This is a genomic window from Streptomyces sp. NPDC055749, assembly GCF_053617235.1.
The window spans coordinates 79,826-102,750 of sequence record NZ_JBSHFH010000027.1 but is presented as its reverse complement, the minus strand read 5'-3'; the positions used below and the strand labels follow the sequence as shown (position 1 = coordinate 102,750).

At 67.7% G+C, this 22,925-nt stretch carries 18 protein-coding genes and 1 riboswitch; of the genes, 9 read left to right on the top strand and 9 right to left on the bottom strand.

Annotation, left to right across the window (positions count from 1 at the left end):
- Positions 1 to 194 precede the first annotated feature (194 nt).
- The 3 genes from ACWGO0_RS21295 to ngcE are packed head-to-tail and all read right to left on the bottom strand — an operon-like array spanning position 195 to position 3,533.
- Positions 195 to 1,067: a carbohydrate ABC transporter permease gene (locus ACWGO0_RS21295; RefSeq protein ID WP_453537043.1), complete on the bottom strand. Its 873-nt coding sequence runs from the start codon at positions 1,065 to 1,067 to the stop codon at positions 195 to 197.
- Positions 1,064 to 2,119 carry a carbohydrate ABC transporter permease gene (locus tag ACWGO0_RS21290; protein WP_453537040.1) on the bottom strand — a complete coding sequence of 352 codons (1,056 nt, stop codon included), beginning with the start codon at positions 2,117 to 2,119 and terminating at the stop codon, positions 1,064 to 1,066. Before ACWGO0_RS21290 ends, ACWGO0_RS21295 begins: the two co-directional genes overlap by 4 nt.
- A gap of 7 nt (positions 2,120 to 2,126) precedes the next feature.
- Positions 2,127 to 3,533, bottom strand: coding sequence for an N-acetylglucosamine/diacetylchitobiose ABC transporter substrate-binding protein (gene ngcE, locus ACWGO0_RS21285; protein WP_453537037.1), 1,407 nt, complete (start codon positions 3,531 to 3,533; stop codon positions 2,127 to 2,129).
- A gap of 825 nt (positions 3,534 to 4,358) precedes the next feature.
- Between ngcE and ACWGO0_RS21280 the strand changes: the two genes are divergently transcribed.
- Entirely contained in the window at positions 4,359 to 8,213 is a 3,855-nt protein-coding gene (locus ACWGO0_RS21280; protein ID WP_453537053.1) for a GH92 family glycosyl hydrolase, read from the top strand.
- A 92-nt stretch (positions 8,214 to 8,305) separates the two neighbouring features.
- On the opposite strand, the gene ACWGO0_RS21275 is transcribed toward ACWGO0_RS21280, so the two are convergent.
- Positions 8,306 to 8,923 (bottom strand): histidine phosphatase family protein, encoded by a 618-nt coding sequence (locus ACWGO0_RS21275; protein WP_453537034.1) that lies wholly within the window; start codon positions 8,921 to 8,923, stop codon positions 8,306 to 8,308.
- 115 nt (positions 8,924 to 9,038) lie between these two features.
- Between ACWGO0_RS21275 and ACWGO0_RS21270 the strand changes: the two genes are divergently transcribed.
- Genes ACWGO0_RS21270 through ACWGO0_RS21260 form a run of 3 tightly spaced genes read left to right on the top strand, consistent with a single transcriptional unit; the run spans position 9,039 to position 9,990 of the window.
- A complete protein-coding gene (locus tag ACWGO0_RS21270) occupies positions 9,039 to 9,182 on the top strand; it encodes a hypothetical protein (RefSeq protein WP_453537031.1) in 144 nt (47 codons plus the stop codon).
- A complete protein-coding gene (locus tag ACWGO0_RS21265; RefSeq protein WP_453537028.1) occupies positions 9,166 to 9,363 on the top strand; it encodes a DUF397 domain-containing protein in 198 nt (65 codons plus the stop codon). The genes ACWGO0_RS21270 and ACWGO0_RS21265 overlap by 17 nt, the downstream gene beginning before the upstream one ends.
- 48 nt (positions 9,364 to 9,411) lie before the next feature.
- Entirely contained in the window at positions 9,412 to 9,990 is a 579-nt protein-coding gene (locus tag ACWGO0_RS21260) for an FxLYD domain-containing protein (RefSeq protein ID WP_453537025.1), read from the top strand.
- A gap of 88 nt (positions 9,991 to 10,078) precedes the next feature.
- Here ACWGO0_RS21260 and acnA read toward each other — a convergent pair whose 3' ends face one another.
- Positions 10,079 to 12,793: an aconitate hydratase AcnA gene (gene acnA / locus ACWGO0_RS21255; RefSeq protein WP_453537023.1), complete on the bottom strand. Its 2,715-nt coding sequence runs from the start codon at positions 12,791 to 12,793 to the stop codon at positions 10,079 to 10,081.
- 331 nt (positions 12,794 to 13,124) lie between these two features.
- Between acnA and ACWGO0_RS21250 the strand changes: the two genes are divergently transcribed.
- Both ACWGO0_RS21250 and ACWGO0_RS21245 read left to right on the top strand, forming a co-directional pair.
- Positions 13,125 to 13,934 carry an MBL fold metallo-hydrolase gene (locus ACWGO0_RS21250; RefSeq protein ID WP_453537020.1) on the top strand — a complete coding sequence of 270 codons (810 nt, stop codon included), beginning with the start codon at positions 13,125 to 13,127 and terminating at the stop codon, positions 13,932 to 13,934.
- Between the two features lie 165 nt (positions 13,935 to 14,099).
- Positions 14,100 to 15,629 (top strand): helix-turn-helix domain-containing protein, encoded by a 1,530-nt coding sequence (locus ACWGO0_RS21245; RefSeq protein ID WP_453537017.1) that lies wholly within the window; start codon positions 14,100 to 14,102, stop codon positions 15,627 to 15,629.
- A gap of 81 nt (positions 15,630 to 15,710) precedes the next feature.
- Here the strand turns inward: ACWGO0_RS21245 and ACWGO0_RS21240 are convergent, their stop codons facing one another.
- The 3 genes from ACWGO0_RS21240 to ACWGO0_RS21230 are packed head-to-tail and all read right to left on the bottom strand — an operon-like array spanning position 15,711 to position 18,670.
- Positions 15,711 to 16,742 (bottom strand): ABC transporter substrate-binding protein, encoded by a 1,032-nt coding sequence (locus tag ACWGO0_RS21240; RefSeq protein WP_453537014.1) that lies wholly within the window; start codon positions 16,740 to 16,742, stop codon positions 15,711 to 15,713.
- A gap of 33 nt (positions 16,743 to 16,775) precedes the next feature.
- Positions 16,776 to 17,561 (bottom strand): ABC transporter ATP-binding protein, encoded by a 786-nt coding sequence (locus ACWGO0_RS21235; RefSeq protein WP_453537051.1) that lies wholly within the window; start codon positions 17,559 to 17,561, stop codon positions 16,776 to 16,778.
- Positions 17,561 to 18,670 (bottom strand): FecCD family ABC transporter permease, encoded by a 1,110-nt coding sequence (locus tag ACWGO0_RS21230; RefSeq protein WP_453537011.1) that lies wholly within the window; start codon positions 18,668 to 18,670, stop codon positions 17,561 to 17,563. The genes ACWGO0_RS21235 and ACWGO0_RS21230 overlap by 1 nt, the downstream gene beginning before the upstream one ends.
- Positions 18,671 to 18,791: 121 nt before the next feature.
- Positions 18,792 to 18,871: riboswitch (cobalamin riboswitch) on the bottom strand.
- 480 nt (positions 18,872 to 19,351) lie between these two features.
- Here ACWGO0_RS21230 and ACWGO0_RS21225 point away from each other — a divergent pair.
- Genes ACWGO0_RS21225 through ACWGO0_RS21215 form a run of 3 tightly spaced genes read left to right on the top strand, consistent with a single transcriptional unit; the run spans position 19,352 to position 22,047 of the window.
- Complete coding sequence (locus ACWGO0_RS21225) at positions 19,352 to 20,479, top strand: N-acetylmuramoyl-L-alanine amidase (protein WP_453537008.1); 1,128 nt, start codon at positions 19,352 to 19,354, stop codon at positions 20,477 to 20,479.
- Between the two features lie 31 nt (positions 20,480 to 20,510).
- On the top strand, positions 20,511 to 21,035 hold the full coding sequence (locus tag ACWGO0_RS21220) for a hypothetical protein (RefSeq protein ID WP_453537005.1): 525 nt from the start codon (positions 20,511 to 20,513) through the stop codon (positions 21,033 to 21,035).
- Between the two features lie 31 nt (positions 21,036 to 21,066).
- Positions 21,067 to 22,047, top strand: coding sequence for a hypothetical protein (locus tag ACWGO0_RS21215; protein ID WP_453537002.1), 981 nt, complete (start codon positions 21,067 to 21,069; stop codon positions 22,045 to 22,047).
- 241 nt (positions 22,048 to 22,288) lie between these two features.
- Here ACWGO0_RS21215 and ACWGO0_RS21210 read toward each other — a convergent pair whose 3' ends face one another.
- Positions 22,289 to 22,870 carry a TetR/AcrR family transcriptional regulator gene (locus ACWGO0_RS21210; RefSeq protein WP_453536999.1) on the bottom strand — a complete coding sequence of 194 codons (582 nt, stop codon included), beginning with the start codon at positions 22,868 to 22,870 and terminating at the stop codon, positions 22,289 to 22,291.
- Positions 22,871 to 22,925: the final 55 nt, after the last annotated feature.

Genomic DNA, 22,925 nt, shown 5'->3' with positions numbered 1-22,925 from the left:
TCTTTTACTATTTTCCAACCCCCCCCGCCGGGGTGTTATACCATGGGCCCACCCCCCGTCCCCCAACGCCGCCCCCCCCCCACCCCCCGGGGGGGGGGCCGCTTTTGTTTGTCCCCCGGGGGCCCGACCCTTGTGCGCAACGGGTGAAGCAGCGGTTACGTGATGGCGCCGGCCGTACGGCGCGACGGTGGGCGTCAGCGGAAGGTGCCCTGTGACACCGAACCGGCAATCCGGCGCTGGAAGATGACGTACACGACCAGTACAGGCACCACCGTGACCACGATCGCCGCGAACAGCGCACCGTAGTCGACGTCGTAGACCTGCGAGGACGCGTACGCGGCCATCCCCTGGGTCAGGACCCACATGTCCTGGTCGGTGTTGAGCGCCACCGGCAGCAGGAACTGGTTCCACAGCCCCAGGAAGTTGAAGATCGCCACCGCGGCCATGCCTGGACTGGCCATCGGCAGCATGACCTGGAAGAACGCCCGCCAGTCACCGGCACCGTCGATCAACGCGGCCTCGTAGACGTCATGCGGCAGTGACCGGAAGAACGAGTAGAGGAAGAACATCGTGAACGGCAGCGCGAACGCGACGTAGGTGAGGATCAGTCCCAGACGCGTGTTCAGCAACCCGAAGTTCTGCAACTGGAAGAACAGCGGCACGATCGCCAGGAAGACCGGGAACGTCAGTCCGGCCAGCATCGTGTAGTAGATCAGCCGGCGCCCGGGGAACTGGAACCTGGCCAGGATGTAGGCGCACATCGCACCCAGCAACATCACCAGGAACAACGCAGAGACAACGACGATCACCGAATTCAGGAAGTACTTCCCGATGTTCGCGTCGGTCCACGCGTTCGCGTAGTTCTCGACCCTCCAGTGGTCCGGGAGCGAGAACGGCGACGACAGGATCTCGCCGGTCGACTTGAACGACGACATCAGTACCCACAGCATGGGCACGATCACGACCACGGACCATATGACCAGCAAGACGTGCGAGATCGTGGCGAACCTGCGGTCGCTGCTTGCGGTGACTCTGACCAGTTTCCGGTCGGAGGCTATGGCGCTCACTGAGCACCTCCCTTGGCTCCAGCACGCCGAGCCTTGAACCCACGCGCATTCTCTTTGCCCTCGCCACCGCCGGTCAGGCGGAAGACGGTGAACACCAGCGCCGCGAACACCAGGGTGACGACGGCAAGAACGACACCCATCGCGGTGGCGTATCCGAACTGCTGCTTCGCGAAGGCGACGTTGAACAGCCGCTGGCTGATCGTCAGGGTCGAGTTGGCCGGCCCGCCGTTCGGCAACAGTGCCTGTACGTAGACGAACGCGTCCAGCGCGGCGATGCCGAGATAGATGTACGCCGTCTGCACACTGTCCCGGATCGCCGGCAGGGTGATCGAGATCGTGGTCCGGAACCGTCCGGCCCCGTCGATCCTGGCCGCCTCGTACAGCTCGGCGGGAACTCCCTTGATCGCGGCGATGAAGAGCACCGCGTAGAACCCGACGAGTCCCCAGACGAAGACGAACATCAGGGACGGCATGGCGGTCGAGACCTCGCCCAGCCAGGCGAACGCCACGAAGCCGTCAAGACCGATCTTGGTGAGGAAGCCGTTGACCAGGCCGGCGTTCGGGTCGAACATCTGCGCCCAGATCAGGCCGACGATGATCGCCGGCACGACGTAGGGGAAGAACGAGATGATCCGGTAGAACGACGCACCCCGGATCCCCCGGACCGGGCCCTTGCTGGGCCCGCCCAGCGTGATGGCTACCGCGACCCCGAGGGCGAGCGTCAACGTCACCAGCGGTACGACGGCCGCCAGCAGCGCCACGTTGCGCAACGCCTTCAGGAAGACGTCGTCCTCGAACAGCTTGATGAAGTTGTCCAGCCCGACGAAGTTGTAGTCCGGGCTGAAGCCGCGCCAGTCCGTCATCGCCCAATAGATCGCCTGGACGAACGGCATCAGGACGAAAAGGATGAAGACGGCCAGCGGGATACCGAGGAACGCGAGGAAGAACGTCACCCGGTCGAAGGTGAGTTTGCGGCGCCCGGGACGCCCGCCGCGAGCGGCCGACTTGAGCCGGCCACTCGTGGCTTCGGGTTTGGTGATCGTGTCACTCATCGCGCTACTAGCTGACCTTGATCTTCTCGATGGAGTCGTCTTCCCGGATCTTGTCGGAGATCTTCTGCAGAGCCGAGGTCAGACCCTTGGCGTCGATGTCGCCGGCGAGGAACGAGTTCCACGGCACCAGCTGGTCGGTGTTCATGCCGTAGGCCTCGACGAACGTGTAGTTGAAGATGTTCTCGCCCGCGGCCTCGAGCATCGTCGTCTGCGAGACGAGGGCCGTGGAGCCGTAACCGTCGGCGGGCACGGTGCCCTTGACGATCGTCGGGGCCAGCTTCGTCTTGGAGAAGTTGGCGGCGGCCTTCTCGGACAGCATCGCCCGCAGGACCTCCTTGCCGCCGGCCGGGTTCTTGCCCTGCTTGGGAACGATGAACGGCTCGCCCGCGGCCGCACGGAGCGCCTCGTAGGGGATCTTCGGCTTGTCCGTGAGCGTCATCGCCGGAACACCGGTCATCTGGAAGTCGGCCTTGGTGGCGTCCTTCATCTCGTTCTCGATCCAGCCACCGGACGGGTAGAGCAGCGCCTTCTGGTCGTTGCTCCAGATCGCCTGCGCCTTCTGGAACTGGGTGCCGGAGCCGCCGGGGACGAACATCTTCTCCTTGACCATGGTCTCCATGATCTTGATGACGCCCTGGACCGCCGGGTGCGACCAGCAGCCCTTCTCCAGGTTCCCCAGCGCGATCCGGACCTCGTCGCCGCCCTCCTTGATCGCCGAGTCGATCAGGAGCGTCCGATAGTAGGTCGACGCTTCCTTGCCGTGGACGAAGAGGTACTTGCCCTTCTTCTTCGCCGCCTGGCCGAGGTCGAGCGCCTCGTTCCACGTCTTCGGCGGGGTCCAGCCGTTCGCCTCGAACAGCGTCTTGGAGTACCAGACGCCGTACACCGTCATCACGTAGTTGAGCGCGACGAACTTGTCCTTGAACGTGCCGGGGTCCTTGACGCCGGGGTAGACGATGTCGGCGATCTTCTTGCCCTCGTAGGTGTTGGCCTCGAAGACGTCGTCGAGCTCCTCGAGCTGGTCGAGAATGCCCAGGAAGCCGATCTGGTCCTCACCGGAGTTGTCGATGAGGTCCGGCGGGTTGCCACCGACGAAGCGGGGCTGGAGCTCCGGGCCGATGTCGACGACCGGCTTGACGTCAACCTTGGTGCCGGCGATCTGGGCCCCGATGACCGTGTTGACGAACTCGACGTAGTCGGTGCCGTAGCCGCCGTCGAAGATGGCCGCCTCGACCTTGGAGTTCTTGGCGACGCCGAAGGGGTTCTTGGCACCCTTCTCGCCCTTCGGGCCGCCGCCACCGTTGCCATTGCTGGAGGGAGAGCCACACGCAACCGCGAACGAACCCATGGCTGCCGTCGCGATCGCCCCGCGCAGGAGCGTTCGCCTGTCAAGAGAGCCGGCACGAATGGTCATCTCTGCATCCTCACTGATCGATTGGATCTCTACGGGTTTGCTGCGTGTTCGGCTGCCGGGCCGGGTTGGCCCCGTGCTTGCCGCAATTCTCTTTGAGCGCGTCCTGACGTGGGTCTCCGCCCGCGATGTCGGCGGAGATGCACATCGGGTCGTTCAGCCGTCGTCTCGGAGCCGCTCAGCGGCACCGATGGTGATCACCTGAGCGATGTCGGAAAAGCGGTCGCCGTAGCCGCGGCCCGCGCGACAGTCACGCTCCGCTTGATCAGATCGCAATGGCCTACGGCGGGGGTGGATCCCATGCTCAAGTCCTCGCCTTCTCCAGGACTCAGGCGGTGTACCGGTCACCCGTCGATATCGCCTCAGGCGAAGGGTCCCGCCACCGCGGTCAGTTGCGCTTGGGTCATGCGGAATTGCAGTTCTTCCGTGCAGTGCGGGTTTTCGGGAGCCGTACGGCGAAGTCGCTGACAGCGGCCCCGCAGACGTCCCCCGTCCCCCTTGCCCGTGACGCACGAACGGCCGTCCAGGTGCCGACAGGTATAGTCCACTTCTCGCCAACTGAGCAAGATCGAGTGCAGGTTTGAGCGGCAGTCTTTCCCGAGTTGAGACCTCACGGATACCTGAGCCCTCCCGGTTCGGATCACTATGACCCCTGCGGGCCTCCGGCGCACCGTACCGATTTCCCCAGAACGGCCGATTCCGGCGCCGTTTCTTGTGCAACACCCTTGACACCACTGTGCACTGGCCTCCCTACTGGACCCTGCGAATCACAAATGACAACGTTGTCTATCGCCTTTAAAAGGGGAGGAATCGCTCGGGATGATCCGGATGATCGGGATCAAGAGAGTCCATGCGGTCGCCACAAGAGTCCATACGAGAGCGCGTGGGGTCGCCTTGCTGGCGGCCACTTCGCTTCTTGTCGTGACGGCACCGTCCGCCGCCGTCGCCCGGCCCGCCACTCCGGACCGACCGGCCGGGAGCGAGCACGAGTTCAGCACCTCGTTCGAAGCGGACGAAAAGCAGCCGGACTGGCGCAACACCGTGGAAACCGGAGCCGACGGAAAGAACCGGGCATCCGGTGTCGACGGCGGATTCACCGCCGGAATACCAGGCAATGTCACAGATAAGGTGACGGACCTGCGCGCCAGTGGCGAGAACACCGGCAGCGGAGAGGTCAAAGAGAATCTCGTCGATGTCGAATCCGGCACGAAGTGGCTGACCTTCGCACCGTCCGGCTGGGTCGAATTCGATCTGGTCGAACCGGTCAAGGTCGTGACATACGCACTGACCTCGGCCAACGACCACGACGAGCGCGACCCCCGGGACTGGACCCTGAAGGGCTCCACCGACGGCACCACCTGGAAGGACCTGGACACCCGGACCGACCAGGCCTTCTCCGAGCGCTTCCAGACCAAATCGTACGATTTCACTTCCGATACGGCCTACAAGCACTTCCGTCTGGAGATCACGAAGAACAACGGCGCATCGGACGCGCTCCAGCTCGCCGACGTCCAGTTCTCCGACGGCGACACCTCCGCGCCCGCCCCGGACGAGATGCGCAGCCAGGCAGACCGCGGCCCGTCCGGTTCCCCCACCGCGAAGTCCGGTGCGGGATTCAGCGGGAAGAAGGCACTGCGCTACGCCGGTACGCACAAGCCGGACGGCCACGCCTACTCGTACAACAAGGTCTTCGACGTCGACACCGCCGTCACGAAGTACACCGAGCTCTCCTACCTCGTCTACCCGCAGATGGGCGAGACGGACCTCGACTACCCGGCCACGCATGTCGCGGTCGACCTCGCCTTCACCGACGGCACCTACCTGAGCGGGCTCAAGGCCACCGACAGCCACGGCGGCGTGCTCAGCCCGCAGGGCCAGGCCGAGGCCAAGCGGCTGTACGTGAACCAGTGGAACAAGGTCGCCTCGCGCATCGGCACGGTCGCGGCGGGCAAGACCGTCGACCGCGTCCTGGTGGCGTACGACTCCCCCAAGGGCCCCTCGAAGTTCCAGGGCTGGATCGACGACATCAAGATCGCCCCGAAGGCGCCGGAGAAGCGCAAGGAGCATCTGGCGGACTACGCGCTGACCACGCGCGGCACCAACTCGAGCGGCGGGTTCTCGCGCGGCAACAACATCCCGGCCACCGCCGTCCCCCATGGCTTCAACTTCTGGACGCCGGTCACCAACGCCGGCTCGACGAGCTGGCTGTACGACTACTCGCGCGGCAACAACGAGGACAACCTCCCCGAGGTGCAGGCGTTCAGCGCCAGCCACGAGCCGAGCCCCTGGATGGGTGACCGCCAGACCTTCCAGATGATGCCGTCGGGAGCGGAGGGCACTCCGGACGCCTCGCGCTCGGCGCGCGCGCTGCCGTTCCACCACGAGAACGAGACGGCTAAGCCGCACTACTACGGTGTGACATTTGACAGTGGACTCAAGGCCGAGATGACGCCCACCGACCACGCGGCGCGGATGCGGTTCACCTACCCCGGTGACGACGCCAGCATGGTCTTCGACAACGTCTCGAACGCCGGCGGACTGACCCTCGACGCGAAGACCGGCTCCTTCACCGGCTTCTCCGACGTGAAGAGCGGCGGCTCGACCGGAGCCACCCGGCTCTTCGTGTACGGCGTCTTCGACGCGCCGGTCACCGGCAGCGGCAAGCTGAGCGGCGGTGGCGGCGACGACGTGACCGGCTACTTCCGCTTCGACGCGGGCAAGGACCGTACGGTCAACCTGCGGCTGGCGACCTCGCTCATCAGCGTGGACCAGGCGAAGCAGAACCTCGCCATGGAGCTCCCGGAGTCCACCTCCTTCGAGCAGGTCAAGGACCGGGCGCGGAGCGCCTGGGACCGCCTCCTGGGCAAGGTGGAGGTCGAAGGGGCGAACGCGGACCAGCTGACCACGCTCTACTCCAGCCTGTACCGGCTGTACCTGTACCCGAACTCGGGCTTCGAGAAGGTCGACGGCAAGCACAAGTACGCCAGCCCCTTCTCCCCGCAGACCGGCCCCGACACCCCGACCCACACGGGCGCGAAGATCGTCGACGGCAAGGTGTACGTCAACAACGGCTTCTGGGACACCTACCGGACGACCTGGCCCGCCTACTCCTTCCTCACCCCGAAGAAGGCCGGCGAGATGGTGGACGGCTTCGTCCAGCAGTACAAGGACGGCGGCTGGATCTCCCGCTGGTCGTCGCCGGGTTACGCGGACCTGATGACCGGCACCAGTTCGGACGTGGCGTTCGCCGACGCGTACGTCAAGGGCGTGAAGTTCGACGCGGAAGCGGCGTACGAGGCGGCGCTGAAGAACGCCACCGCGGTCCCGCCGTCCTCCGGAGTCGGCCGCAAGGGCATGGAAACATCACCCTTCACCGGTTACGCGAACACGGCGACGCACGAGGGCCTCTCCTGGTCGCTGGAGGGCTACCTCAACGACTACGGCATCGCGCAGATGGGCAAGGCGCTCTACAAGAAGACGAAGAACGAGCGCTACAAGGAGGAGTCCGACTACTTCCTGAACCGCGCCCGCAACTACGTCAAGCTCTTCGACGACAAGGCCGGCTTCTTCCAGGGCAGGAACGCCAAGGGCGACTGGCGGGTCCCGTCGGACAAGTACGACCCGCGGATCTGGGGCTACGACTACACCGAGACCAACGGCTGGGGCTACGCCTTCACCGCCCCGCAGGACAGCCGCGGGCTGGCCAACCTCTACGGCGGCCGTGACGGTCTCGCCAAGAAGCTCGACACGTACTTCGACACCCCGGAGACCGCCGGACCGGAGTTCGTCGGCTCGTACGGGGGCGTCATCCACGAGATGACGGAGGCCCGCGACGTACGGATGGGCCAGTACGGGCACAGCAACCAGGTCGCCCACCACGCCACGTACATGTACGACGCGGCATCGCAGCCCTGGAAGACGCAGGAGAAGGTCCGCGAGGTCCTCGGCCGCCTCTACACGGGCAGCGAGATCGGCCAGGGCTACCACGGCGACGAGGACAACGGCGAGCAGTCGGCCTGGTTCCTCTTCTCCTCGCTCGGCTTCTACCCGCTGGTGATGGGCAGCGGCGAGTACGCGATCGGCTCGCCGCTCTTCACCAAGACCACGGTGCACCTGGAGAACGGCCAGGACCTCGTGGTCAAGGCCCCGAAGAACAGCGCGAAGAACATCTACGTCCAGGGCCTGAAGGTCAACGGCAAGAAGTGGACCTCCACTTCCCTGCCGCACGACCTGCTCGCCAAGGGCGGCGTGCTGGAGTTCGACATGGGCTCCAAGCCCTCCGCCTGGGGCACGGGCAAGGACGCGGCGCCGGTCTCGATCACCCAGGACGACGAGGTGCCCGCACCGAAGGGCGACGCGCTGAAGGGTGACGGCGCACTCTTCGACAACACCTCGGCCACGAAGGCCACGGTCGAATCGGTGGACCTGCCGGTGGCCTCGGCCACGAAGGCGCTCCAGTACACGCTGACCTCGTCCGCCGCGGACAAGGCCCCGGCCGGCTGGGTCCTCCAGGGCTCGTCGGACGGCACGACATGGAAGGACCTCGACAAGCGGTCCGCCCAGTCGTTCGCCTGGAACAAGCAGACACGGGTCTTCTCGGTGAACACACCGGGCGACTTCACGAAGTACCGGCTGGTGCTGACCGGTTCGGCGGAACTCGCGGAGGTGGAACTGCTCTCCTGAGCCCTGTTCCCTCACCACGGCGGCCGGTGCCCCTCGGGGCGCCGGCCGCCGGCGCGTGCCGCCCCTGGGGGCCCTGGCCCCCGCCCGTCCGGTCAGCGCTCCTGGAGGCTCTCCGGAAGCGCCAGGTTCAGCGCGGTGACGACCGGCTGGCCGTGCTCCGTACCGAGCCGGGACACGGCACCGGTGGCGAGCTGGAAGAGGCGGCCCTCGGCCGGTGTCAGCCCGAGGTAGCGGGCGGTGAGCACGCGGAGGAAGTGCGAGTGCGCTACCAGTGCAATGTCACCTTTACCCGTACGCTCCGGCGCGGACCGCACGCCCGCCAGCACCCGGTCGGCCCGCTCGCCGATCTGCTCCGGGCTCTCCCCCGGGTGCCCCTCGGTGCCCGGGTCGACCCCATCGGTCCACAGATTCCAGAGGGGCCGCGTGCGGTGGATCTCACGGGTGGTGATGCCCTCGTAGCCGCCGTAGTCCCACTCGCGCAGCTCTGGTGTCACGCGGGCCTCGCTGAGACCGGCGAGCGCCGCGGTACTCCGGGCCCGCAGGGCGGGGCTGACGAGCGCGAGCACGATGTTCCGGTCGGCCAGCAACGGTACGAGCGCACGGGCCTGCCGCTCACCGACTTCCGTCAGCGGGAGATCGGTGTAGCTCGTGTGCTGCCCGGAACGGGACCACTCGGTCTCGCCGTGGCGGATCAGGATCAGCTCGCCCATGGTGGTTGTCCCGCTCTCTGGTCAGGTGCGAACGCGCTCGCCCACGATCGCACTTACGGATGAGCGTTGCCCGATCGCCCGTACGGCGCGTCCGCTCGGCGCTACGTTGTCGCGCATGCCGCTGCCGAAGGATCTGGACCCGTACACCAATCCGCGCGCCTTCTACGGTGCAAGGGCTGCCGCACTGTCGCCGGAGGCGTCCCTGGCTCGGATCGTCTCGGCGGCAAGGGAGTTCGCGACCGATGAGCACCGCACCTGACCTGCGCACCGCCGCCTGGCGTACCTCCTCGTACAGCAACGGTGACGGCGGCGATTGCGTTCAGGTCGCCGACAACGTCCCCGGCTTCGTGCCCGTGCGTGACTCCAAGCTGGCCGACAGCCCCGTGCTCGCCTTCCGGGCCGCCGGCTGGGCGGAATTCGTGCGGAGCATCAAGCGGTAGTCACCTACCGTAGGGTCCTGCCTGCACGTTTTCCCGAGGGGGGACCTCATGTCCGACAGCTTTCCGCCGCCACCACAGCCCCACCCGCAACAGCAGCCGCCGTGGGCGACGCCGCCCGGATGGGGTGGGCCGCAACCGCCGCGCAAGAGCAGTACGGGGCTGATCGTCGGACTGTCCGTCGGAGGCGCGGTGCTCGTTCTGGGGCTCGTCGGGACGCTGCTCTACTTCATGGGCAACGCGGTGACGAACTCCGCGGAACGGCGTACGACTCCGTCGGCCGAGGCGATGCCCCGCCAGGAGGCGTCGGCGACTCCCACGCCCACCCCGACGCCCACCGGCACGGCCCCGGAGGAGGACGTCCGTATCACCGGGTGCACGGTGGACTCGGTGATCGCGTGGCCGCATGCCCAGGTGGCGGTGGTGAACGGCTCCGGGGCCGCGGCGGATTACGTCGTGACCGTGGAGTTCGTGGACGGCGACGGCGCCCGGGTGGCGGAAGGGATCGTCGGCGTGGTCGGCCTCGCACCGGGACAGACGGCGAAGAAGAAGGCGCAGGGGACCGGCGAGGTCCCGGGCGACACGAAGTGCCGGATCACCGAGGTGTACCGGACTCCGGCGGCCGGCTGACCGCGCGCTCCCCGCAACGCACCGCAACAGACCGAAGGGCCGCACCCCGTGACGACGGGGTGCGGCCCTCAGTGGTGTGCCGTGCGCTCTACTTGCGGATCAGGCTGCGGAGCACGTACTGCAGGATGCCGCCGTTGCGGTAGTAGTCCGCCTCGCCGGGGGTGTCGATGCGGACGACGCCGTCGAACTCCACGCCGGTGTCGGTGGTGACCTTCACCGTGCGGGGGGTGGTGCCGTTGTTCAGCTCGGTCACGCCGGTGAAGGAGAAGGTCTCCTCGCCGGTCAGGCCGAGGGACGCGGCGGTCTGGCCCTCGGGGAACTGGAGCGGAAGGACGCCCATGCCGATGAGGTTCGAGCGGTGGATGCGCTCGTAGGACTCGGCGATGACGGCCTTGACGCCGAGGAGCGCGGTGCCCTTGGCCGCCCAGTCGCGGGACGAGCCGGAGCCGTACTCCTTGCCCGCCAGGATGACGAGCGGGGTGCCCGCGGCCTGGTAGTTCTGCGAGGCGTCGTAGATGAACGACACCGGGGCGTCAGCCTGGGTGAAGTCGCGGGTGAAGCCGCCCTCGGTGCCCGGCGCGATCTGGTTGCGCAGGCGGATGTTGGCGAACGTGCCGCGGATCATGACCTCGTGGTTACCACGGCGCGAGCCGTAGGAGTTGAAGTCACGGCGCTCGATGCCGTGCTCCGTGAGGTACTTGCCGGCCGGGGTGTCGGCCTTGATCGCACCGGCCGGGGAGATGTGGTCGGTGGTGACCGAGTCGCCGAGCTTGGCGAGCACACGGGCGCCGGTGATGTCGGAGACCGGGGTGGTCTCCATCGTCATGCCCTCGAAGTAAGGGGGCTTACGGACGTAGGTGGACTCGGCGTCCCACTCGAAGGTGTTGCCGGTCGGGATCGAGAGCGCCTGCCACTGGGCGTCGCCCGCGAAGACGTCCTGGTAGGACTTGTTGAACATGTCCTCGCCGATGGAGTTGGCGACGACGTCGTTCACCTCGGCCTCGGTCGGCCAGATGTCGGCGAGGAAGACGGGCTTGCCGTCCTGGTCGACGCCGAGGGCGTCCTTGGTGATGTCGACCTTCATCGAACCGGCGATGGCGTACGCGACGACCAGCGGCGGGGACGCCAGGTAGTTCATCTTGACGTCGGGGTTGATCCGGCCCTCGAAGTTACGGTTGCCGGAGAGCACCGAGGTCACGGCCAGGTCGTGCTCGTTGACCGCCTTGGAGACCTCGTCCGGCAGCGGGCCGGAGTTGCCGATGCAGGTGGTGCAGCCGTAGCCGACGAGGTTGAAGCCGACCTTGTCGAGGTACGGGGTCAGGCCCGCCTTGTCGAAGTAGTCGGTGACGACCTTCGAGCCCGGGGCGAGGGTGGTCTTGACCCACGGCTTGCGGGTCAGGCCCTTCTCCACGGCCTTCTTCGCGACGAGCGCGGCGGCGACCATGACGTACGGGTTCGAGGTGTTGGTGCACGAGGTGATCGCGGCGACGGTGACGGCGCCGTGGTCGATCTCGTACGTCGTGCCGTCGGGGGCGGTCACGGTGACCGGGTTCGTCGGGACGCCGTTGGCGGTGGCCGGGGAGTCGGAGGCCGGGAAGGACTCCTTGCCCGCCTCCTCGTCGTCGGCGACGTAGTTGCGTACGTCCTGGGCGAACTGGGCCTTGGCGTTCGCGAGGACGATACGGTCCTGCGGGCGCTTCGGGCCTGCGATGGAGGGGACGACCGTGGAGAGGTCGAGCTCCAGCTTCTCGGAGAAGTCCGGCTCGGCGGCCGGGTCCAGCCAGAGGCCCTGCTCCTTGGCGTACGCCTCGACGAGCGCGACCTGCTGGGCGTCGCGGCCGGTCAGACGGAGGTACTTCAGCGTCTCGTCGTCGATCGGGAAGATCGCGGCGGTGGAGCCGAACTCCGGCGACATGTTGCCGATGGTGGCGCGGTTCGCGAGGGAGGTGGCGGCGACGCCCTCACCGTAGAACTCGACGAACTTGCCGACGACGCCGTGCTTGCGGAGCATCTCGGTGATGGTCAGCACGAGGTCGGTGGCGGTGGTGCCGGCCGGGAGCTCTCCGGTCAGCTTGAAGCCGACGACGCGCGGGATGAGCATGGAGACCGGCTGGCCGAGCATCGCGGCCTCGGCCTCGATGCCGCCGACGCCCCAGCCCAGCACGCCGAGGCCGTTGACCATCGTGGTGTGCGAGTCGGTGCCGACGAGGGTGTCGGGGTACGCCTGGCCGTTGCGGACCATGACCGTACGCGCCAGGTGCTCGATGTTGACCTGGTGGACGATGCCGGTGCCCGGGGGGACGACCTTGAACTCGTCGAAGGCGGTCTGGCCCCAGCGCAGGAACTGGTAGCGCTCCTTGTTGCGGCCGTACTCCAGCTCGACGTTCTGCGCGAACGCCTCGTTGGTGCCGAACTTGTCGGCGATGACGGAGTGGTCGATGACCAGCTCGGCCGGAGCCAGCGGGTTGATCTTCGCCGGGTCGCCGCCCAGCTCCTTCACGGCCTCACGCATGGTGGCGAGGTCCACGACACACGGGACGCCGGTGAAGTCCTGCATGATCACGCGGGCCGGCGTGAACTGGATCTCCTCGCTGGGCTGGGCCTGCGAGTCCCAGTTGCCCAGCGACCGGATGTGGTCGGCGGTGATGTTCGCGCCGTCCTCGGTGCGGAGCAGGTTCTCCAGCAGCACCTTCAGGCTGTAAGGGAGGCGCGCGGAGCCCTCGACCTTGTCCAGCTTGAAGATCTCGTACGACTCGTCGCCCACGCGCAGCGTGCTGCGGGCGTCGAAGCTGTTCGCCGACACGACAGTCTCCTTCTTCAATGTGCGCGTACTACCGCGCCGCGCCTCATTGGCGGCCGGCGCCGCGTGGTGCCGCCTACGGCCCCCACCATCCACTAAGGTAAGGCTTAGTTAGGTAACCCTTACCGAGCGGCGGCTGCGGTACGCCTCGGCAGATATCTCGATGTCGAGATAACTCTAGTACATCGCCGCCGCGCGGTCATGCCCGGGCGCCGTGTCCCGGTCCGCTTCGGCTCGGCCCTCATCGACTCGATGAGCGGCGGGGCCGGGCCTGACAGAGGATGGAAACAGAGACCGCGAGCGATCACCAGCCCCGGGGGGCCTGGAGTCCGCCATGCACGTCCACAGGATCCGTCCGGATGTCAGCGTCATCAGCGACAGTCTCGAGGTGCCCGGGATCGGGCACATCCCCGCCAACGCCTTCGTCCTCCACTCCGCCCAGCCCGTCGTCATCGACACGGGACTCGGACTGCCCGACCGGAACTTCCTGGAGACCCTCTCCACCGTCATCGACCCCGCCGATGTGCGCTGGATCTGGCTCACGCACCCGGACCGGGACCACACCGGCGGGATCTTCGATCTGCTGGCCGCGGCGCCCGAGGCGCGCCTCGTGACGACGTTCCTGGCCGTCGGGATCATGTCCTGCGAACGGCCGCTGCCGATGGACCGGCTGCATCTGCTCAATCCGGGGCAGTCGCTGGATGTCGGCGACCGCACACTGACCGGCTTCCGGCCGCCGCTGTTCGACAACCCCGCGACCGTGGGCTTCTTCGACGACCTCACCGGAGTGTGCTTCAGCTCCGACTGCTTCGGCGGACCGCTGCCGAGCGCGGACCTGGCGGAGGGCCCCGACGTCGGCGCGGTCGGCACGGAGGACCTGCGGGCCGCCCAGCTGCTGTGGGCCACGGTGGACAGCCCCTGGGTGCAGAACGTGGACGAGCGGCGGTTCCTCGGCACGTTCGAGCTGTTGCGGGACAGGAAGCCGGAGCTCGTCCTCTCCACGCATCTGCCGCCCGCCCCGGGGATCACCGGGCGGATGATCGACACGCTGGGCTCGGCGGCCGGTTCCGCCCCCTTTGTCGGGCCGGACCAGACGGCCCTGGAACAGATGCTGGCCGGCTTCGAACCGGCCGGCGGACGCTGAGGACCCCACTCCCCCGCGACCCACCCGTACGGACGCGCTCGACCTGCCGGTCCGTCAGACCTGACGCACCATGAGAAGGGGGCGCGTCCACGGCCCGGCGCACGACCGACACGGACACCACCCCCCGGCGCGATCTTCATCTCATATCTGAGATAACGTTCGCGCATGGAAGACGACTACCTCGTACGCATCGGCAAGCTCATCCGTGACGCCCGTCAGCACCGGGGCTGGACACAGACACAGCTGGCCGACGCGCTCGGCACGAGCCAGAGCGCGGTCAACCGGATCGAGCGCGGCAACCAGAACATCAGCCTTGAGATGATCGCCCGTATCGGCGAGGCTCTCGACAGCGAGATCGTGTCGCTCGGCTACGCGGGCCCCATGCACCTCAGAGTGGTGGGCGGCCGTCGGCTCTCCGGCTCCATCGAAGTCAAGACGAGCAAGAACGCGTGTGTCGCGCTGCTCTGCGCGACGCTCCTCAACAAGGGCCGCACGGTCCTGCGCCGGGTGGCGCGCATCGAAGAGGTCTTCCGGCTGCTGGAGGTGCTCAACTCCATCGGGGTGCGCACCCGCTGGATCAACGACGGCGTGGACCTGGAGATCGTCCCGCCCGCCGAGCTCGACCTCGCGGCCATCGACGCGGACGCCGCGCGCCGGACCCGTTCCATCATCATGTTCCTCGGCCCGCTTCTGCACCGGGTCGACCGATTCACCCTGCCGTACGCGGGCGGCTGCGACCTCGGTACGCGGACCATCGAGCCGCACATGATCGCGCTGCGCCGGTTCGGCCTGGAGATCGCCGCGACGGACGGGCTCTACCACGCGCAGGTCGACCACTCGGTCACCCCCGGCCGCCCCATCGTGCTGACCGAGCGCGGCGACACGGTGACCGAGAACGCGCTGCTGGCCGCCGCCCGGCACGACGGCACGACCATCATCCGTAACGCGTCCTCCAACTACATGGTCCAGGACCTGTGCTTCTTCCTCGAAGCACTGGGCGTCGGGGTCGAGGGCATCGGCACGACGACGCTGACCGTGCACGGCGTCCCGCAGATCGACGTGGACGTCGACTACTTCCCGTCCGAGGACCCGGTCGAGGCGATGAGCCTGCTGGCCGCCGCGGTGGTGACGGAGTCCGAGCTGACGATCCGCCGGGTACCGATCGAGTTCATGGAGATCGAGCTCGCGGTGCTGGAGGAGATGGGCGTCGACTGCGACCGTACGCCGGAGTACGCCGCCGACAACGGCCGCACCCGGCTGGTGGACCTGACGGTCCGGCCCTCCAAGCTGGAGGCGCCGATCGACAAGATCCACCCGATGCCGTTCCCCGGCCTCAACATCGACAACGTGCCGTTCTTCGCCGCCATCGCGGCGTCGGCGCACGGCCAGACCCTGATCCACGACTGGGTCTACGACAACCGGGCCATCTACCTGACCGACCTCAACCGCCTGGGCGGCAGGCTCCAACTCCTGGACCCGCACCGCGTACTGGTCGAGGGCCCGACCCGCTGGCGCGCCGCCGAAATGATGTGCCCGCCCGCGCTGCGTCCTGCGGTGGTGGTCCTGCTCGCGATGATGGCGGCCGAGGGCACGTCGGTCCTGCGCAACGTGTACGTGATCAACCGGGGGTACGAGGACCTGGCGGAACGGCTGAACTCGGTGGGTGCGCAGATCGAGATCTTCCGGGACATCTGACCGAAAATGACCGGGCCGGGGCGCCGACCAGCACCCCGCCCCGGCCCCGCAGCCCCGGCCGCGGCTCCAGCAGGCATTCCGCTAGGAGTCGCCCTTCGAGTTCCTCAGTGCCGCGGCCAGCGAGGTGATGGCCGCGGGGTTGCGCGGGCTCTCGACCAGGTCCACGTAGTCGAGGACGACGATGCGGTCGTTCTTGATGGCTGAGACCTTGGCCAGTGGCGGATACGACTTCAGGAACTCCCGCTTCTGGTCCGCGCTGGTGTCTCCGTAGTTGTTGATGACGATCACCTCGGGGTCGCGCTCGACGACCGTCTCCCAGCCCACCGTCGTCCAGCTGTCCTTGAGGTCCTTCATGACGTGATCGCCGCCCGCCCTGGTGATGATGTCGTGCGGTCCGGCGTAGGCACCCGAGGTGAAGGGCTTGTCCCGGCCGTCGTCGTAGAGGAACACCCTCGGCCGGTCAGCGCCCTTCAGGGCGGTCGCCTGTGCTTCGGCCACCTGCTTCTCGAACCGTGCGACGAGGGTTTCGGCGCGCTTCTCGACGTCGAAGATCCTTCCCAGGTTCCGCAGATCGGTGTAGAGCGCTTCGAGCGGCGGCATCACCCCCCGGGCCTTGCCCTGGCCGTTGCGGCACGACTCGCTCAGCAGGTACGAGCCGATCCCCACCTTCTCCAGCACCGCCGGGGTGAACCCGTCCCCCTCGTTGAAGCCGTAGTTCCAGCCCGCGAAGACCAGGTCGGCGCGGGCCTCCAGGACCAGTTCCTTGTTGATCGTCCGCTTGGACAGCCAGGCGGTCTTCTCGTAGCCGCCCTTCCAGGGGACAGACGTCAGATCGCCCTTGTCGTCGGGCATCACATAGCCCGCCATGTGGTCCTCGAGCCCCAAAGCGAACATGATCTCGGTGATTCCTACGTCGTTGGTGACCACGCGCTGCGGTGCCTTGTCGTAGGTCTTCTTCTCACCGCAGTTCTCGACGGTCACCGGATAGTGGCCCCCGGCCGCGCGTGACTTCTCGTCCCCGTCCTGCGGGGTGACCTCGGCGCCGCATCCGCTGAGAACCATGACGGCGGTGAGGGCGAGGCCGAGTGCGGCGGGACGTGCCAGGTTGGGCATGGTGGCTGTGGCTCCTTGTGAAGGGGGGACGGGCTATGAAGAGGAACGGGCAGGCAGGAGACGGTCGAAGAGCAGCTGTACGGCGCCTGTCTCCGGGTGCGGCACCCGGTGCGCGCGTACGCCGAAGACCTCGGCCAGCAGCTCGGCCGTGAGGACGTCGTGCGGGGCGCCGGACGCGACGATCCGGCCTCCGTCGATGACGTGGAGGAGGTCGCAGTGGAGTGCGGCGAGGTTGAGGTCGTGCAGCGCGGTGAGCACGGTCAGTCCGCTGTCGCGTACCAGGGCCAGCACCTCCAGCTGCTGGGCGATGTCCAGGTGGTTGGTGGGCTCGTCGAGCACCAGCACCCGTGGCTGCTGGGCCATGGCCCGGGCGATCAGGACGCGCTGTTTCTCGCCGCCGGAGAGGGTCAGGAAGCCACGGTCGGTCAGATGGGCGGCCCCGACCTCCGCAAGCGCCGCCTCGCACGTCCGCCGGTCCTCCTCGGTCGGACGCGCCACCGGTCGCTGGTGCGGCATCCTCCCCATCGCCACGATCTCGGCGACGGTGAAGTCGAACTCGTACGTCGCCTCCTGCGGAAGCGCGGCCAGCCGGCGGGCACCTTCGCGCGGGCTCATGGCGTACAGGTCCTCGCCCCCGATCCGGACCGTTCCGGCGGAGGGACGCAGGGCCCGGTAGACGCAGCGCAGCAGGGTGGACTTACCGCTGCCGTTGGGCCCCACCAGGCCGACCAGCCGGCCGCTGCCCGCTCGCAGTGTGATGTCCTCCACCAGACGCGCACCGGCGATCTCGACCGTCAGCTCATCGATTTCGATCTGCATCATGCGCCCCCGAAGGTGTACGAGCGGCGGCGCATCAGCAGGACGAAGCACGGCACGCCGATGATCGCTGTCAGTACGCCCACCGGCAGTTCGGCGGGTGCGAGCACGACGCGCGAGAGGATGTCCACCCAGATCAGCAGGACGGCCCCCGCGAGCGGTGCGACGGCCAGCAGTCGGCGGTGATCCGCGCCGACCAGCATCCGCACCGCGTGCGGGACCATCAGGCCGACGAAGCCGATCGCTCCGCTCACCGCGACCAGCGCCCCTGTGACCGCGGCGGAGACCAGGAACAACTCCTTGCGCAGTCTCCCCGCGTCCACTCCGAGAGCGGCGGCCGTCTCGTCGCCCATCGCCAGGGCGTTGAGGCGACGCGCCGACCAGGCGAGGTGGGCGAGGCCACCGATCACGGCACCTGCGGCAATCGGTACGGAGGACCAAGTTGCGCCCCCGAGGCTGCCGAGCATCCACATCATCGCGGAGCGTGCGGCCTCGCCCTGCTCGGCGGCGAACACCATGAACGTCGTGACGGCCGAGAAGCCGTAGTACATGGCCGTGCCCGTCAGGACCAGTCTCAGAGGGGTCAGGCCGCGAGCGGTGCGGGCGATCGCGTACACGAGCATCATCGCGAGGAGTGCGGAGAGGAAGGCGGCGGTGGACAGGGCCCAGATGCCGAGCGCGCCGAAGGCTCCGAAGATGAGTACGGCGTTGGCGCCGACTGCCGCGCCGGAGGAGATACCGAGGACGAACGGGTCGGCCAGGGCGTTGCGGACCATGGCCTGCACGGCGACGCCGATGGCCGACAGGCCGGCCCCGACCACCGCGGCCAGCACGGCTCGTGGAAAGCGCAGTTCCCAGACGATGGTGTACCCGGGGACTTCGCCGGGAGCTATGGAGCCTCCCGTCAGGCCGGCCGACAGATAGCGCAGCACATCTCCCCAGGAGATCCCGGAGGCTCCGATTCCGGCGCCACAGACAAGGGAGAGCGGAAGCAGCGCGCACAGGGTGATCAGGAGGAGAGGCAGGGGTACGCGCCGGGGAGGGGCAGGCCCGCCGGCGGCGCGGGCCGTGCGCGAGGGCGCGGCAGGTATGCGTTCGAGGGGAGTGACCACGGGCGGATCGCTTTCGCCTCAGGCCGTGCACCTACGCAACCCAAGGAGCAGCCCGGACGCGAAGCGTCCTGTGCAGCGCCTCTCGCAGTCCACGGCGAATTGACAGAGCTCTCACCACCGTGGGTATTCGGGCTTGCGAAGCCGTTGGACGGGCTCCGCCTACCGTTGCGGGTCAGCGCCGGAATTCGACCGGACTTCCCCCACGAGGCTTTCGCAGCTTAGCGGGTACGGGCCGACGCCACTCCAGGATCGCTCCGCGATGCCGTGGGGAGCCCGCCCACTCGAACACTTGGCGCGTACATGCAGTATCATGCGGCCGCGAAAATCTGCCTGGAAGAGAGCGCCGCGAAGAAAACGCGCCTATTTCTCGCACGTCCGTCAACACATCCCAGCCGACCGACCGGGATAAAGAATGCGGCGACAGGCCGGTCCTTGAAATGCGGTGCTGTATAAGCGACTTGTGGCCGCGCGGGCTCCCTCGGCGGTCACGGGGCCCTGACCTGGCCCGATTTGTCGGCTGCTTGGCATCCTTCGATTCCGATGGTGTATAAACACGGCGAATTCGCGTCGCCCGAAAGTGGCAAGTACGCCCAACGCGCCACCGCTACCGGCGCCTTCGGCCGGACCACGTGCGGCAGTGAATCCCCCACCCGGAACATTCGCAGTCCCTGAAGGAGCCCAGTGAACCCGCACCTCTTCCGTCGCACCACCAGGGTGGTGGCGGCCACCGCCGTCGCCCTCGCGACCCTCGGTCTCACCTCCCCGGCGACGCCCGCGGCACAACTGCCGGACGGAGTGCGGAGCATCGCGCTGCACGGCTCCGACCCCGGTCAGCGCGCGCTGTCCGCCCGCCACACCGAACCGTTCAGCATGATCGGTGTCACCTGGACCGACCCGCGCGCCGAGCTCGGCGGCACGGCGCAGGTCCGTACCCGTGACAACGCCTCCGGCGTCTGGTCCGGCTGGCGTGAGCTCGAACTCGACGTACGTACGCCCGAGGTCGGGCCCGGCACCGCAGTGGGCGAGGCGCGCGCCGGGACCCAGCCGCTGTGGACCGGGCCTTCCGACGGCGTGCAGGTCAGGGTGACCGGGCAGCACGGCAAGCTGTCGCGGCTGCCCGCCGGGCTGCGGGTGGAGCTCGTGGACCCGGACGCCGCCGCGGCCTCCTCCACGTCGTTCGCCACCACCGCGGCCACCGCGAGCACGGCTCCTCAGCCCGTCGTCACTCCGCGCTCGGGCTGGGGTGCCGACGAGTCACTGGTCAAGGACCCGGCGACGTACACCACGGACACGAAGGTGGTGTTCACCCACCACACGGCCGGCACCAACGACTACACCTGCGAGCAGTCCCCCGACATCATCCGGGCGATCTTCCTGTACCACGTACAGAGTCAGGGCTGGAACGACATCGGCTACCAGTTCCTCGTCGACAAGTGCGGCACCGTCTTCGAGGGCCGCGCGGGCGGCATCGACAAGCCCGTACTCGGCGCGCAGACCTACGGGTTCAACACGGACACCTCCGCCGTCGCCGTCCTCGGCAACTACAACGACGCGATCTCCTCACCGCCGGTGCTCGACGCGGTGGCCGGGGTCGCCGCCTGGAAGCTCGGCCTGTACGGCCACGACGCGTCCGGGACCGTCGTCCTCACCGCAGCCGCCGACAACGGCAAGTTCACCAAGAACCAGAAGGTCACCATGGACCGGATCTCCGGCCACCGTGACGGCTACCCCACCGAGTGCCCCGGCAACAACCTCTACGCCGACCTGCCCGCCATCCGCACGCTCGCCGCAGCGGCGCAGACGGGCTGACCCCAATGACGATCCAACGAGGGAGAAGGAAATGCGCGGTATGAGGAACATGTCGGTGCGCACCAGGATCAGTGCGGTCGTCACCGCGATCGCCGCCGGTGCGGGGCTGCTGGCCACCGCCACGCCGGCGCAGGCCGCCGAGTACAAGGTCACGAGCAACTGCAGTGTGCCGTGGATCAGTTGCTCCGAGGGCGATCTCTGGCTGCTGTACAACTCCAAGGAGCTGGCCATTCAGAACGGCCGCTACGTCACCAGCTGGGCGGCCTTCTACGGGAACGTCTCCGATTATTCGGGCTCGAGCCAGTACCAGGGATCGTCCCTGACGACGTACCGCTACGTCTTCAACGGCAACGGCTACGGGGCGGGGCAGTACGTGAAGAACAACGCGGCCTCGGTGCAGAACTGTTCCTACGTCGACAACTACCGCGTGTACTACAACTCGGGTTACGGCGGCACCTCGCAGTACTTCGCCCACAACGAGTCCTGGGGCGACTGCAATCTGACCAACCTGACCTCCGCGCTCAAGAACGAGAACGCCTCGCAGCACTTCGCCTGAGCCGCCACTGCCGTACAGAGGAATCATCACCATGAACTGGAACAAGCGCACCGCCGTGGTCATGGCGGCGGCCACGGCTCTGATCACCGGATGCGGCGCGGGGACCGTCCCGGACACCGCCGGGACGACGCCGGTGGCGGAGAACAAGCCGATGGTGAACAAGGAGAACTGGCCCAGGGCGACTCCGGACCGGGGCCTGGCCAAGGGCCTGTCCCTGCCGCTGGAGGACTACATGCAGACCTACCAGGACACCGTGGCGCTGGATCAGGCGTCGCGGAACCTCCAGGAGAAGTGCATGGGCGGCTATGGCATCTCCATAGAGCTGCCGCTGGCCGGCACGACCCCGCCGCCGAACGACAACGACGCCAACATGGAGCGCAGATACGGGCTCACCGACCGGCAGGCAGCCGCCCGGTACGGGTACGGCCTGTCCGAGGCGCTGACCAGGCAGGTGCGGCAGAAGATGCCCGAGCTGACCGACGAAGAGGTCCAGGTACTGACCGGGCACTCCAAGCCCGCCAAGCCGAACACCCCCGGTGCGGCAAGGGCAGCCGAACCCGCCCCCGAGTCCTACAAGGGCAAGAAGATCCACGAGGGGGGCTGCTCGGGGTGGGCGAAGAACAAGCTGAAGCAGCCTTCGCCCGATGACCTGGCGTTCGTATCCGAACTGAACGGCATCAGCTTTACGGAGTCCATGCGGGCCCCGGCCGTGAAGCAGGCCACGGCCGAATGGTCGCAGTGCATGAAGAGCGAAGGCTATTCGGCCGCCACCCCCTTCGAGGCGACGGAGATCGCGCCCCACGTGGAAGGCGGTCCGGCGTCGGAGGAGGAAATCGCCGTCGCGCTCGCGGAGATCGACTGCAAGGAGAAGACGGATCTGGTCGCGGTGTGGTTCGCCGAGGATTCGAAGATCCAGAAGGCGCAGATCGCCGAGCACCGGGACCGGCTGAACGGCACCCGTACCCGCAACAGCGGCGCGGTGGCCGCGGCCACCGCTGAACTGGCAGGCTGACGCCGAGCGCGGAGACCCATGGCCCGTACAGGCCACACGCACCCGCCCCGGGCCGCACAAGCGGTGGCCCGGGGGCGGGTGTGCGTGCGTCGTCGTCGGTGAGCACCAGGTCCGGTTCGGGGCCGGGATCCGCCCCCTCGGTGGCATCACTGTGGCACTGGCTGAAAATTCAGCCAGGGGTCGCGACACATTCATGCGGAACGAAGCACGCAGAAGGAGGGGAAGCGCGGCGGAGGGCCCGCTACCGCTGGTCCAGGCCCGTCAGTTCCGCCTCGACGGCGCCCTCGACGAGTGACCGCGCGTGATCGATCCGCAGACCGCCGCTGAGCCAGCGCATGCTCAGCCCTTCCACCAGCGCAGTGAGCCTCTCGGCAGCGGCGGCCAGCGTCGCGGCGGGCACCATGGGCTTCACCTGGCCCAGCAGGGCGGCTACTTCCTGCACCCAGACCAGCGTCGCCCTGGCCAGGTCCTCACGCAGAGCCGGATCGAAGACGGCGCTCGCCCGCAGCTCGCCCCACGCCGCACTGTTCTCCCGGACCTGCTCGGTGTCCTGCAGTTCCAGGAGCAGGATCTGTTCGAGTTCCTCGCGCGGGCCGAGAGGCGGCTCGTCCGGGTCGCGGAGCGTCGTGTAGCGCTCCGCGCGGTCGTTGATGAACTCAAGCGTGTGGCGCAGGATCCCGGTGCGGTCCTTGAAGTGGTAGTAGATCAGCCCGGTGGACACACCCGCCTCGGCCGCGAGTTCTTCCACACGCAGGCCGCGGACACCGCGCCGGGCGATCACCCGTGCGGCTGCTTCGAGAATCCGGGTATTACGGGACGCCATGGCGCCCAACCCTAGCGGGCCCACCGGCTCGCGTACGCCGGAGGGGTACGGGAGA

Bases quoted from the DNA above. Each gene is read 5' to 3' on its own strand.
- ACWGO0_RS21290 (WP_453537040.1), bottom strand. From the start codon at position 2,119: ATGAGTGACACGATCACCAAACCCGAAGCCACGAGTGGCCGGCTCAAG.
- ACWGO0_RS21220 (WP_453537005.1), top strand. From the start codon at position 20,511: ATGCGCGGTATGAGGAACATGTCGGTGCGCACCAGGATCAGTGCGGTC.
- ACWGO0_RS21270 (WP_453537031.1), top strand. From the start codon at position 9,039: ATGCCGCTGCCGAAGGATCTGGACCCGTACACCAATCCGCGCGCCTTC.
- ACWGO0_RS21240 (WP_453537014.1), bottom strand. From the start codon at position 16,742: ATGCCCAACCTGGCACGTCCCGCCGCACTCGGCCTCGCCCTCACCGCC.
- ACWGO0_RS21245 (WP_453537017.1), top strand. From the start codon at position 14,100: ATGGAAGACGACTACCTCGTACGCATCGGCAAGCTCATCCGTGACGCC.
- ACWGO0_RS21280 (WP_453537053.1), top strand. From the start codon at position 4,359: ATGATCGGGATCAAGAGAGTCCATGCGGTCGCCACAAGAGTCCATACG.
- ACWGO0_RS21250 (WP_453537020.1), top strand. From the start codon at position 13,125: ATGCACGTCCACAGGATCCGTCCGGATGTCAGCGTCATCAGCGACAGT.
- ACWGO0_RS21260 (WP_453537025.1), top strand. From the start codon at position 9,412: ATGTCCGACAGCTTTCCGCCGCCACCACAGCCCCACCCGCAACAGCAG.
- ACWGO0_RS21210 (WP_453536999.1), bottom strand. From the start codon at position 22,870: ATGGCGTCCCGTAATACCCGGATTCTCGAAGCAGCCGCACGGGTGATC.
- ACWGO0_RS21265 (WP_453537028.1), top strand. From the start codon at position 9,166: ATGAGCACCGCACCTGACCTGCGCACCGCCGCCTGGCGTACCTCCTCG.
- ACWGO0_RS21275 (WP_453537034.1), bottom strand. From the start codon at position 8,923: ATGGGCGAGCTGATCCTGATCCGCCACGGCGAGACCGAGTGGTCCCGT.
- ACWGO0_RS21215 (WP_453537002.1), top strand. From the start codon at position 21,067: ATGAACTGGAACAAGCGCACCGCCGTGGTCATGGCGGCGGCCACGGCT.
- ngcE (WP_453537037.1), bottom strand. From the start codon at position 3,533: ATGACCATTCGTGCCGGCTCTCTTGACAGGCGAACGCTCCTGCGCGGG.
- ACWGO0_RS21235 (WP_453537051.1), bottom strand. From the start codon at position 17,561: ATGCAGATCGAAATCGATGAGCTGACGGTCGAGATCGCCGGTGCGCGT.